The sequence below is a fragment of the Photobacterium kasasachensis genome, assembly GCF_050336885.1.
In the GTDB taxonomy this organism is placed as follows: Bacteria; Pseudomonadota; Gammaproteobacteria; order Enterobacterales; family Vibrionaceae; genus Photobacterium; species Photobacterium kasasachensis.
This window is the reverse complement of sequence record NZ_JAKJSH010000004.1, coordinates 142,921-154,703: the sequence shown is the minus strand read 5'-3', so window position 1 is coordinate 154,703 and position 11,783 is coordinate 142,921. Positions and strand designations below refer to the sequence as shown.

The 11,783-nt window shown below is 43.1% G+C and carries 15 protein-coding genes; 7 read left to right on the top strand and 8 right to left on the bottom strand.

The genetic code is table 11. The annotated features are described in order from the left end of the window. Positions 1 to 29: 29 nt before the first annotated feature. The 3 genes from L4D19_RS00710 to L4D19_RS00700 form a co-directional block, all read right to left on the bottom strand. Positions 30 to 290: a Rho-binding antiterminator gene (locus tag L4D19_RS00710; protein WP_160653549.1), complete on the bottom strand. Its 261-nt coding sequence runs from the start codon at positions 288 to 290 to the stop codon at positions 30 to 32. A gap of 201 nt (positions 291 to 491) precedes the next feature. Continuing rightward, complete coding sequence (locus L4D19_RS00705) at positions 492 to 1,271, bottom strand: nucleotidyltransferase family protein (protein ID WP_428451388.1); 780 nt, start codon at positions 1,269 to 1,271, stop codon at positions 492 to 494. Between the two features lie 239 nt (positions 1,272 to 1,510). Continuing rightward, the gene (locus tag L4D19_RS00700) at positions 1,511 to 2,293 is read right to left on the bottom strand and encodes a RelA/SpoT domain-containing protein (protein ID WP_428450708.1); all 783 of its coding nucleotides are present in this window, start codon (positions 2,291 to 2,293) and stop codon (positions 1,511 to 1,513) included. 297 nt (positions 2,294 to 2,590) lie between these two features. On the opposite strand from L4D19_RS00700, the gene L4D19_RS00695 reads away from it, so the two are divergent. Continuing rightward, positions 2,591 to 2,908 carry a hypothetical protein gene (locus L4D19_RS00695; RefSeq protein ID WP_428450707.1) on the top strand — a complete coding sequence of 106 codons (318 nt, stop codon included), beginning with the start codon at positions 2,591 to 2,593 and terminating at the stop codon, positions 2,906 to 2,908. Between the two features lie 59 nt (positions 2,909 to 2,967). Here L4D19_RS00695 and L4D19_RS00690 read toward each other — a convergent pair whose 3' ends face one another. From L4D19_RS00690 to L4D19_RS00680, 3 genes are all read right to left on the bottom strand, one after another. Further along, entirely contained in the window at positions 2,968 to 3,318 is a 351-nt protein-coding gene (locus tag L4D19_RS00690; RefSeq protein WP_428450706.1) for a HopJ type III effector protein, read from the bottom strand. Positions 3,319 to 3,467: 149 nt separating this feature from the next. Further along, positions 3,468 to 3,866 carry a DUF2750 domain-containing protein gene (locus L4D19_RS00685; protein WP_239412828.1) on the bottom strand — a complete coding sequence of 133 codons (399 nt, stop codon included), beginning with the start codon at positions 3,864 to 3,866 and terminating at the stop codon, positions 3,468 to 3,470. A gap of 112 nt (positions 3,867 to 3,978) precedes the next feature. After that, positions 3,979 to 5,016, bottom strand: a complete 1,038-nt coding sequence (locus L4D19_RS00680; protein WP_428451387.1) for a transporter — start codon at positions 5,014 to 5,016, stop codon at positions 3,979 to 3,981. A 416-nt stretch (positions 5,017 to 5,432) separates the two neighbouring features. Here L4D19_RS00680 and L4D19_RS00675 point away from each other — a divergent pair, with 416 nt between their 5' ends. The 6 genes from L4D19_RS00675 (at position 5,433) to L4D19_RS00650 (ending at position 10,174) form a co-directional block, all read left to right on the top strand. After that, positions 5,433 to 6,041, top strand: coding sequence for a hypothetical protein (locus tag L4D19_RS00675; protein ID WP_428450705.1), 609 nt, complete (start codon positions 5,433 to 5,435; stop codon positions 6,039 to 6,041). A 41-nt stretch (positions 6,042 to 6,082) separates the two neighbouring features. Continuing rightward, a complete protein-coding gene (locus L4D19_RS00670; protein WP_075767707.1) occupies positions 6,083 to 6,415 on the top strand; it encodes a carbon storage regulator in 333 nt (110 codons plus the stop codon). A 213-nt stretch (positions 6,416 to 6,628) separates the two neighbouring features. Continuing rightward, positions 6,629 to 7,201, top strand: a complete 573-nt coding sequence (locus tag L4D19_RS00665) for a hypothetical protein (protein WP_428450704.1) — start codon at positions 6,629 to 6,631, stop codon at positions 7,199 to 7,201. 159 nt (positions 7,202 to 7,360) lie between these two features. Next, positions 7,361 to 8,035: a C39 family peptidase gene (locus L4D19_RS00660; protein WP_428450703.1), complete on the top strand. Its 675-nt coding sequence runs from the start codon at positions 7,361 to 7,363 to the stop codon at positions 8,033 to 8,035. A gap of 62 nt (positions 8,036 to 8,097) precedes the next feature. Next, positions 8,098 to 8,553: a hypothetical protein gene (locus L4D19_RS00655; protein ID WP_428450702.1), complete on the top strand. Its 456-nt coding sequence runs from the start codon at positions 8,098 to 8,100 to the stop codon at positions 8,551 to 8,553. Positions 8,554 to 8,830: 277 nt separating this feature from the next. Next, on the top strand, positions 8,831 to 10,174 hold the full coding sequence (locus L4D19_RS00650) for a sigma-54-dependent transcriptional regulator (protein ID WP_428450701.1): 1,344 nt from the start codon (positions 8,831 to 8,833) through the stop codon (positions 10,172 to 10,174). A 69-nt stretch (positions 10,175 to 10,243) separates the two neighbouring features. Here L4D19_RS00650 and L4D19_RS00645 read toward each other — a convergent pair whose 3' ends face one another. Together L4D19_RS00645 and L4D19_RS00640 are read right to left on the bottom strand one after the other, a co-directional pair. After that, on the bottom strand, positions 10,244 to 10,378 hold the full coding sequence (locus L4D19_RS00645) for a hypothetical protein (RefSeq protein WP_428450700.1): 135 nt from the start codon (positions 10,376 to 10,378) through the stop codon (positions 10,244 to 10,246). A 133-nt stretch (positions 10,379 to 10,511) separates the two neighbouring features. Next, positions 10,512 to 11,501, bottom strand: a complete 990-nt coding sequence (locus L4D19_RS00640) for an endonuclease/exonuclease/phosphatase family protein (protein ID WP_428450699.1) — start codon at positions 11,499 to 11,501, stop codon at positions 10,512 to 10,514. Between the last annotated feature and the right edge of the window lie 282 nt (positions 11,502 to 11,783).

Below are 11,783 nucleotides of genomic sequence, written 5' to 3'. Positions count from 1 at the left end.
CCTCTAGGCGCTCTTTGTGTTTTTACTCGTCAGCAGTTAATGACCGAGAATTGTGCGTCTGGTGAAAGGGCAGACATCCGCTTAATACAATCCATACGAATCTTCGTATACTGATATTCAGTTTTGAAAACTAGCCATTCAGATTTGTCTGGGTGAGTTTCCGTGGTTATACACTTTCCTTCGACTGAACTCTCGTCACGTAAATCAAGCTTTACCTGATAGTGGTAAACACAAGCCATTTCGAAATAGTCGTGAAGGGTACAGTCGATAGGTTGATAACGATGGGTCATCGTGGATCCTCCTAGCGACGTGTTCATACTATACCCAAGCTACAAGAAGGTGCCGGTTTACGCTAAGCCGTGCACATTGAACGTAGTTTGATAAAGAATAGTCAACATTAATACTGTTGTCTTAGTATTGAGCAACGCCGCAGTATAGGTATGTTGAAGGAGAGGCCGCCAGGCGGCCCTGAATATAGCGCATCGTTATTGTTAGCTTGCTAACACCTCTGGCTGGAGGTACTGCTGCCAGGCTTCCTGGTAAAGATTACTCGAGACAGTTCGCAACTGAGCGATTTGTGCCAGTTCGAATTCAGAAAGAGGGCGTTTCTGCTGTAATCCAACCCGTTCAATTTCCTGGATCTGTTCATAAATTTCATGCTCGGCGCCGTTTTTTACTGTCGATATCGCATCAAGGTGTAGCTGAACTTCGGCGATAATCTGGCTTTCAGGTAACTGAACCAGCAATTTAAGGTCGCGGTAACCTGAATCTGTCGGCGATTTAAAGCGGTTCTTGACTGCAACAACAGTCACTTCCTTGTTAAGCAGTTCAAATGCCTGAACCAGACTAGGGATATCTTCTGCAACCAGTGAACCTCGGGCCAGGTCGGTGATCTGGTTGGTATTTCCCTGAAGTTCTGTCTCCACTTTGGTTTTGGCACGATGCTGAGATTTAACACCCGGTAAAATAGCCTGCGTGCTGGTAACAAGGCTTATCTCACGAATAATGGTATCAAGTTCTTGTTGTGCTTGGGCAGCCGCAAGATACAGTTGGTCAAAATCTGAGTAGGGTTGAGCAACCCCCTCATCTTTCCAGCTATCAATGCTATAGAGGCCGCTTAGGCTGCGTTGGAATGATTTCTTACTGGCTTCTGAGCGATTGGAAGGCAGCTCATGGTCTGATTCAGAATAGCTTGTCATCGGTGCAGCCATTGCCGGGCCACGACCAAGAACAAATAGAAGAATAAAGCAGGTACGAAGTACAGATTTCATATCCATCAAGCAACTCCTGGTATGCTGAGTACTGCCTTTCGGCTTCAGCGATATACGTTAAACGGTGACCTTCAAACCGAAGGTTTGGTAAAAGTGACGTATCAGGCTGTTAAGAGCTTCTCTTTGTTGAACTGTAGAATAACAAAGTAATCTGAACGGAAGATGAATTTGCTGAAGGGGTGAGCTGTAGATATTTCAGCCCGACAGAAATGCTGTTCGGGCTGAATATTGAGGTTTAATTAGCTGGCAATAGCCTCTGGTTGTAGGTATTGATGCCATGCAGTCTGGTACATCGCCCGGGACTGCTGTCGCAGTGACGCGAGTTTGGCTAATTCGATATCGTTTAGGTCTCGCTGCTCTGTCGTGGCCTTGCGCTCGATGGTCTGAATTTGTTCATATATCTCGTGCTCGGCACCATTTTTGATTACAGAAATTTCCTCTAGGTGAAGTTGAATTTCAGCAATGTGCTGGGTTTTAGGTAGACGCACGAGTAGCTTCAGATCGCGGTAGCCTGACGGCGCAGGGGTCTTGAAGCGGTTCTTGACCTCGACGACGGTGACTTCCTTGTTCAATAGTTCAAACGACTGAACAAGGCTACCAATGTTGTTGGTTACCAGTGAGCCTCGTGCTAAATCGGTCAGCAGCTCAGTTTGGCCTTCTAGTTCCGTTGCGATTTTTTGTTGCGCCCTTGCTTCTGATTTCAGGCCGGGTAATACCGGTTGGGCGGCTGTGAGTAGGCTGACTTGACTGAGTACATCTTCAAGCTCGCTTTGGGCTGAGGCTGCTTGTTGATACAGAGCATCGAAATCAGAATGAGGCTGAATCAGGGTTGGAGAACGGTAACTAGGGATTGAGTAAAGGCCACTAAGAGAGCGTTGGAATGTTTCTTTGGAGCCTTGGACGGGGGAGGGGTTTTCAATATCAGCATTGTTATATTCAGGTAACGCGGCTGAAGCAACCGGGCTTCGGCCAAGAACAAACATCAGAACAAAACATGTTCTCAATAAAGATTTTGCAACCATTAAAACTCCTTGTATCACCACTAAGCGAAAGTGGTTACGGATCGTCTTTTTATCCGCTCAGTTAAGATATCTGTCCGGAGGCCCGGTTTTCAAGGACGCTGGCCGCAAAATTAAGGCTTCGTTTTTTCAGGTTGTGATTGGCTTCCCAAACTGAGTAAAATCCGTTTTTGGGCTTGGATGAAATCTAATCGATTTGTAACAAAAGGTGGCGAAGTTGGTTGATAGGGCATCAGGAGTGGTAGACTGACGGCGTTAAGTTTTATTGAGTGAGTGTTGATTGTGCAGCAAGAACTATTAGTGACATTTGCCATTGTATGGCTGGGGTTGTCTGTTGGCAGCTATATGTTGTTTCAGCGAGGATCAGACGTCGAGCGCAAGCGAAGATTGTGGCCGGTGTATACCATCTTTAGCAATGTCGTTATTGGGGCGGTGATCGTGTATGTACAGCCGCCAATGCCGATGATGTTGGGGCTGCTGGCCTTTATGGTGCCGTTAACCTGGCTAACAATCCGTGCAACCAAGTTTTGCGCAGCATGCGGAAGAGCGACTCGCGCCCCGTTTTTTATGAAACCGGCCGAGAAATGTTCTCACTGCCAGAAACCGCTTAACAACTAGATCTGACATGTCGAGGGGCATCAGCCCCTCACCTGACAGTATAGAGATAAGAGCCTACGCTACTTTTCTGACAAAGCCCGGCCAGAGAATTGAATACCCTGCCAACCGTATTTCATGAAATTTCGGATGTTCTTGTGATCGTCCCCATCAGGGTTCTGAAGGACGTCTTCACGGTAGAAATTCCCGAAACACGCTAATGTTTCAGCCTCTGAGAGTTGGTGCAGTTGAGCAAAGGCAAAGATACGGCATGATCCCTCATTGCTGCCAGCCGTGTTGACCAGCGTTTCCTTGCCAAGTCCATTGGAGAAGGCCGTAGGTGTGTAAAGGTAGTGTTGCTGGATAAGGTCGATGACAGTGTCAAAGCCAACCAGCTCTGGGGACTGTTTGATCTTGTTGAGTAGCGCTTCCATGGCGGTACATCTCCATCAGTTGGTAAAGTCAGAAATTGATAATAGACAAGCAAGGAAAACAGCCGATATTCAGGCAGACAAAAGGGCTGCCATAGCCCTTTTAATCTAATTGCGTTACCTATCAGGCAATCAAGATAAGCGGTGAAAGCTTAGCGTTGATTCTGCTTTCGTGCCTGTTGCTTTAACTCAAAATCAAGCTCATCAGGATAAACAACTAAGCCATCTTCATCCTGATTCGGGAAAATCACCACGGCCAGCTCGTCATCTTCTAGGCCGTGAGTCCAGCGACTGTGCCATTTGTTCAGAGAAATAGCTTCGGCCTTACAAGATTCCCACTCTCCAGTTGCCCATGACTCAGCAAATTCCTTGTTCGGCCATACGGGTACGCAATCCTCGTCGTCCGTATTTAACATGACACAGCCATGTTCATCAGTCAGAATCCAGATCTGGCGGTTAGAAACAACTTCTTTCACCAGGTACTTGTAACGCTTCTCCGCATCGTAGGCCTGGATAGCCGTGATCTGGGATGAGTCTAATGGGTTGGACATGTATTCATTCCTGTTACTGCTTATTTTAAGCGTTATAGCATAGAGGAAAATTAGACTTTAGTCATTGATAGTGGTCCCCCGGCTTCATAAGCCGGGGGAATAGGAGAGGGCGTTATTTCAGGGTATATGGGATACGAACGGATAGCTGGAAATCTGGCGCATCCGCGGTGATACCGGCTGTTGCGCCGACGTTGATGGTTGTATCTCTGTCGATGGCATAGTTCGCGCCAAACGAGAGTGAGTCAAGTTGCAGCAACTTGGCATCACTGGCTGTTGTTCCATTGATTTTGGATTTCAGGATAGTTTTGTGGCTTAGGCCGAGACTGAATGAGAATTTGGGGTTCACGGCAAAGCCCATTCCAGCGCTAAATGCAATGGTATCGCCTAAGTCGATGGTATCGACGCGGATATTTTCAGTGTTGTTATCGTCGTCAGTGATGTCGATATCGACTTCGACGTCATCTTTGATATTCCAGATATAGCTGAAGTTCATGAAAATAACGGCGGGATCGATAGGCATGATCATGGTGATACCGGGCTCGATGCTGGGGAAGCCGGAACCTGTAGGCAGCTCTTCAAAGTCATTCAGGCTATTAATAGGCACATCGTAGGGGGACTTGCCCGTTGTGCTCTTGAAGCGCAGGCTACCGATCCAGTAGGGTGCCTCTTTCATATTTATTTGGTATTTGAAGGCAGCTTCAATATCGCCAATATCGTTGCCGTCTACAGTACGCAGGGTTGCTGCATTAGAACCGCTGTTCAGGTCCCGCTCAGAAATGGAATCTGTGCGGTAGACCCATGGAATACGCGCCTCAACCTCTAGCCGGTTAGTGATGCCGTAACGCCCTGTTAGCCCGAAGGTTAATGTCGTCCGGTCAATATCGCTGGCTCGTATTAACCCGACAATAAGCGAAGGAAGTACGGTATAGCCGACAACGGATACCGAGTTAGATGAGTTCTGGGTATATGATAAAGAAGTATCAAGAACGAAAGAGCCTTTAGGCGTCAAAACACCCGGTTGCTCGAGAATATCGGCAACGGTTTGTACTCGCTTGGGCTTTTCACTCTCCTTGGACGCCTTTGATTCTTCCGCCGAAACGGTTATTGGAAATAAAGCAAGAAGCGCAATGTAGCTTATTTTATTGAAAATACTCACGATTCCCTCACTTATATAACAAGTGTATGCCCCTAAAAAATCATATGAAGTTGTATGTTTATACTCATACAAGCTAATAAGAAAAGGGTAGTATAAATGAGAAAAAGTTGTCACATGAGAATCTTAAATAAGTGTCTTATCACTGAGATATTTACGTTACTTTATTATTTTAATTAAAGGTAAGAAAATTTCTCAAAAAATCAAATTTGTCATTCTAAAGTTGAGACGATTTATTATCTTTAAGGCGTTATAAAGTAAGGTGATTAAAGCAAAAAACTTATATTCAAATAGCAGTGTGTTTATTAAAAATAATACAAAAGTACGAGTGGCGAAAACTATGATTAAGTTATCTCGCGAAGTCATGCGAGTGATTATAAAAAATAACAACTCATTATATTTGGAGTAGGATCATGCGTAAAACACATATCGCACTATTAGTAGCAGTTGTTAGCTCACCTCTAGCATTAGCAAATGACCCTTATGATTACGGTCATGATCCATATGGTGGTTCAAGCTATGATTCTGGTTACGATTCAGACCATGATGGTAATGATAAAACTATTACCGACTCATTCAATACTGATGTTGAAAAAAATCTAACGGTAACACTTGAAAAAGATGTTTCTATTAAAGATAGCTATAACGATGATAGTGACTACATGTTACTGTATGACGTAAATAACAAAGATATTTACGAACTCACTGATAATAGTGAATATGACAACAGTAAGCACATCACTATTGATATTGAAGAAAACTATTATATGGCAACTTCAACCCTGGACGGTGCAGTTACTTATAGTGAAGTTACTTACGGTGGCGCTTGCTGTGATGGCCATGGTTACTATGGTGACGGTTATGGTGACCCAGCTCAGCATACATTGAATGTCACTCAAAGTAACACCATGCAGGATGCATTTACAGGCGCATCAGGTATCAATATCGCTGGTCAAAATGCGGGTAATAACTCGTTGGTTCAGCAAAGTGCTAGCACAAATGCAATGTTAACCAGTCAATAACACATAACTGAGGGTTGTTTATCAACTTTCAGGAGGAAGTCATGAGATATTTAACACTGATAGCAGTTGCTCTTTTTTCTAGTGGGGGTATTGCAGATGAGTTGGATATTCTAGCAAACTCTGAAATATTGAGTGAAGATATGATGACGCAGTCTCGTGGCGGTCAATACGAGCTGAAGATTGATAATATTCACGCAAGTTCAGATATGTATGGCGATGTTGCAGGTAATGGGGCTTACAATAATACAACAGGTGACAATATTATTGACTCAGGGTCATTTAGTAATGCATCAGGGGTATTAAATGTAGTCCAGAACTCTGGTAACAATGTGTTAATTCAGAATGCGACCGTGGTTAACCTGACATTGAAGTAAATTGTTAGTCTATCTATGCTGGCATATCTATAAATATGCCAGCGACCCATAAAACTAAAATGGAATAATGTTTAGTTTCGCAGGATAAAGAACAATACTTCTTTTGTTATATGATTGTACCATCGCTTAATATTAGGATTATAAATAGAGGCGATGGTATAACCAAAATGCACGGATATTAAAATAAGAACTGATAATTTTTGGAGTAATATCATGCGTAAAAATAATATTATGCTGATTGCGGCACTTGTGGCTTCACCGATGGCCCTTGCAGATGACCATGATAGTGGTTATGGATACTATGATCACGATGGTGACATCACCATTGAAGATAGCGGCAATCTGGATGTTACAAAAGATGTAGAGCTTACAGCAACGAAAGACATCTACATCGGCAATGTCGGTAACAAGGATAATGATGTCCTAGAGCTCAAAAATGTAGGGAATCTGTACAAGGTAACCGAAACCTATAATAAAGATATTGATAACTCATTAGAGAAAGAGCTTGATGTAGAGATCAATACCTATCTGGCTGACTCTAAGCTATATGGTCATGTGATGGATGCGGAAGTCACCTATGGTGGTGCATGCTGTAAGGGCAGAAACGGTTCAGACGTAACCGTGATGCAGACCAACAGCATGAACAGAGCGTTTGGTGATGCTTCAGGTATTAGTATTGCAGGTCAGAACGTCGGTAACAACTCTATGGTACAGCAAACAACAGCTACAAATGCAGCGCTTGTTGGCACAGGTGGAGGCGTAGTAAGCCCAGGTGGTGATTACTAGGCTGGATAAAGGGCCTTTAGGGCCCTTTCTTTAATACTGCTTGTTAGCCAGCAATTATTAGTTTTGATAATTGTTGATTCATAATAAGTACTATCTTTTATTCCTATTCGAATAGAGATATAGCGGTATCAAGGCTGAGAAACCAAAGTGGCATAGGTTATGACTAGATCAATATTGTTTACCATTGGCCTACTTGCGAGTAGTAGTATTTATGCGTTGGACTATTTCCCTAATAGGGGGGCGTATAATGTTGAAGTGAAAAGCTACCAGGAGCAGTTATTTGGTGATGTTTTCAGACAGCAATATGATTTTAGTTGTGGTTCTGCAGCTGTCGCATCTCTAGTTACTTACCACTATGATCTTGAAACATCAGAAAATGATGTTTTCAAATATATGTTCAAACATGGGAATAAAGATAAAATAGAGAAGCAAGGCTTTTCTATGTTAGATATGAAAAATTACCTTGTTTCGATAGGGTTAGATGCGAATGGCTACAATATTCCCCTCGATAAATTTAGTAAAATAAGGATTCCTGCAATTACTATCGTCAACTTTGATGGTTATATGCACTTTGTTGTTATTAAAGGAATGAATAGTAATCAAGTTATCCTTGGCGATCCATCACGGGGTACTGTTGTAATGCCAATCGATGACTTCAAGACCTATTATAAAGGATCAGTGTTGTTGGTTAAAAACCAAGCAGTAAAGGGCCGCGAGAGCTTTATAACTGCTGAAAACTATAACGTCTATACGCCATCGCCGTCATCAGAGGCGATAGCTAGAGATTCACTTGCAACGTTTAGTATTACACTACCTGGTGCAAACGATTATTAGAGGCTAGTATGAATAAATTCACTCGTATATTCGTCGCATCGACGATAGGAGGTGCAGCTATTATGGCTAATGCTTCTATCAGCTTCCCTTCTATTGATGAGCTAGGGCTAACATCATTATCTGATAGTGATATGTCATCTATACGAGGTGGTTTTGTCTCTATAAATGACAATATCATAAATATTGGTTTGACGATGAGTACGGCAATTAATGGAGAAGAAGTTCTGACAACGCGTATTGCAGACTTTACCATTAACAATGGCAAATTAGTTAACCCGTCAGGTGGAGAACCTATAGATTTTCAAGATCCTCTATATGTAATTGATATAGGTGATAATAATATTAATACATCGAGTACAAGTCCTAATAGTACAGGCTTTATTATTCAAAATTCAAATGACGGTACGAGAATAAATACCCAGATGATTATGGATATCGAAGCTGATGTTAATGGGTTCATTCAGCAATCCATTTATAGGAATAGACTTGAGAACTCTATCCTTCACAATGGTTATTAAACCGCTTTCATAGTAATAATTTGTCATTTAGGAAGGTACAGTATAAAAGCTGTACCTTTTTTGTTGTTCATTAGTTGATATGAATACAGAAACTTATACTTAAGTGCCGTTTTTATTATTAATAACTTGTTGATTAATATTGACTCTTTTTCGCAATACTATGAAGTAATAACTTTTCAATACATTTCTTACAACTGATACCCTGCAAAACTGTCGTTTATTGCCTATATTTTTAAGACATCAATAATAATATGCACATTGATAGAAGGTGACTTCGATGGTGGCTCAATGTCAAAATAAATCAATTAATGGTCGACTGGTTGCAATTGGATGTAACTATGAACCTTGGATTGCGCTTCTTGAACAATCAGGTTGGAAAACCCATTGCTGCTATGACCTACGGACGGCTGACTCAATCCTGGAAGAGTTCAGCCCATGCATTTGTATTGTTGACTTAAGCAATAATGATTTTAGCTTAAACAGCATTTCTTTGAGGGCAAATAAAACCAAACAAGTGAAATGGATTGCGATTATCAAAAAAGAGCAATTAAAAACTGATGCGATTTGTCAGTTTATTAATAACTTTTGTGTCGACTATTTCTCTGTGCCTATTCCGGGCAGCCACTTACTTGATACCGTTGGCCATCAACTGGGTATGCTCGATATTGAATCAAGTTCGTGGGTCGAGATAACGTCTCAACATGATATGGGACTATTTGGTGACTCTAAGTCTATCAAACAGTTAAGAGACATGGTTCGTCGTGTGGCGTTAACTGAAGTTAACGTTTTTCTGACCGGCGAAAACGGTACCGGCAAAGAGTTGATAGCAAAATCAATCCATAATCTGTCTAAGCGAAAGAATGCCCCTTTTGTGATTGTTAATTGCGGTTCGTTAACCAGAGATGACGAGAAGATAGCTTTTCTTGACGGCAGTTATACCAACGAAGATGGTTCCCAGTTCAACGGTACTATTTTGTTGGACAATGTCGAAGAGCTGTCCAAAGAACTTCAAGATGAACTCCTCACGTATCTCCAGATCCCGGCAGGGGAGTCGCTTGATGATGACGCATCTTCCGATGCCCGCATCATTGCGTCCTCTAGCGCGGACTTAGAGGCTGCCGTTGCTAACGGAGACTTTAGCAAGGAACTGTTCTATCGCCTGAATGTTTTCCACATCAAAGTGCCGACCCTGAGAGAGCGTGGTTCGGATATCTTCCTGCTGGCTGAAACCTTCTTGACCAAGTTTGCCAGGGAATACAGTACGATGGCGGCATCGTTTTCCGAAGATTCCAAGCAATTACTGTTACGTTACAGCTGGCCTGGCAACGTACGTGAGCTTATTAACCAGGTCAAGCGTGCTGCCTTGTTGGCGGAAGGCAATGAAGTTCGGGCTGAGCACTTTGATTTGCCCAGTAAGGCGAACCTTAAGCAAAGCTTGAGAAACATTAAGGATGAGGCGGAGAAGGATGTTTTGGTCGCTGTGTTGGAAACACATAGAGGGCAGGTCGCGTCAGCCGCGAAGGACCTTGGCGTGTCAAGGGCAACCATGTATCGATTGCTCAATAAGCACAATATAGTGCCAGACGTCAGGCACTACAATAATGGTTATGCGCGAGAATAAGCACCATAAAAAAAGCCCGAGAAATCGGGCTTTTTTATGGTTTGTTCAAGTCTATTGCACTATATCAAGCTACTCGCCTAGTACAATTATGTCATTGGCCTGCTCGTCATCGCAGTCAACTGAGAGATATAGCGTATCAGGTTGCTCAACCATGAGCTCATCTTCGGTTGGCGCAACAAACGTATATTGTTTTAACGCGTCCATATTAGTCCTATTATCTATCTCACACTTTATGTGTCGTTGGTCTCTATCTATAGAGCTTACGTTACAAAGATTAAATGACATTCTTATGAAAGAGCGATCATGATCTCATGAACGACATCGAACTGTTCAAAAATCACCCTGTCTTATGAAGTGAGATGACTAATGGGCAGTGATCAGACAATTGGTATTTTTCTACCTCAGCTGCGTTAAAGCGGTGCTGATAGACCATCCCGTTGGTGGAGATAGCCCTGGCGATTGCATTAGAGCTGATGGCATGATCAACAAGAGAGCGGTACAGGCGATTTGTTCGGCTTCCGTCACGCTTGCGATACGACACTAAACACGCAGCATCGACATGCTCAGTGAGATTATAGACAGGAGATGACAGTGCCTGATTCAATGCTGTTAACAGCCATTGATGTCGGCTGTTTAGTCGATGATTGAAATCCCCTACCACAATGTAATGTTCGTTATTGTCCTGACGTTGCTGTACCCAACCAGCAAGGGCAGAAGCTTGACGTCTTAAGGTACGGCATGGCTTGCTGGTTTTCTTCGACTTTCGTGTAAAGCAACCTGATTTCAGGTGAACATTCAGTAAGTGCAGCTCAGCATCGGTTCCTTTGTGGATAACGATGTAGCTACCGTATCTGAGTTTCCCGGTGCTTGCCCTGTGCCCGTGTTTCGTCTTGCCCTTGATATAGCTCCCGACATTGAGCGAGCTGAGGTCCTGTGGGTTATCAACTGGAATCGTACTTCTGATGGCAAATCCGGTGTACTGATTGATATCGCGGAATATTTCCGTCGGAGAGTGACGCCTGTCCGAGAGAAAGATCTTATAGCCGGCGGGAGGCAGTATAGCTTCTATGGCATCAACGCTGTCCACTTCCTGAAAGGCAAGAATATCGGGAGAAAGCTCTCTGACAATTCCAGCAAGCTGATGATAGTCGGGAGCCGTCCGGGTGATTCTCGCTTTATTACTGCCGATGCTTAGCCACTGCATATTCCAGCTGACGATATTGAGAGGGGGATACGGGTTGACCTTGTGATCTGGTTCTTCACTGTAGACCAGTGAAGGCTGCATTAAGATCATGGTCAGGGCGATATTGATAAGTTGTCGCTGCAAGAGTTTTACCTAGGTCACTATCGGATATGAAGATTAGAGGGGCGGCGGTGGTAACAAGCGAGGTTTATTTTGGCATTTTGAGTGATGTTGGAAGGCAGCGATAAAGAAGAGGGTGTTGTCATACTTGTTAGTTACACGGTGATCAGAAATGGGTAACGAGACAATCCAGTCAGGCAGAAAATCAGCCCGCCAAATTTGTCGATTTGCAAGGACTATTTTTTTAAAAAAGCGGCATTGAAAGCAATAAATTTGTTGACAAAAAGGCTGAGAAAAAAGCTTACA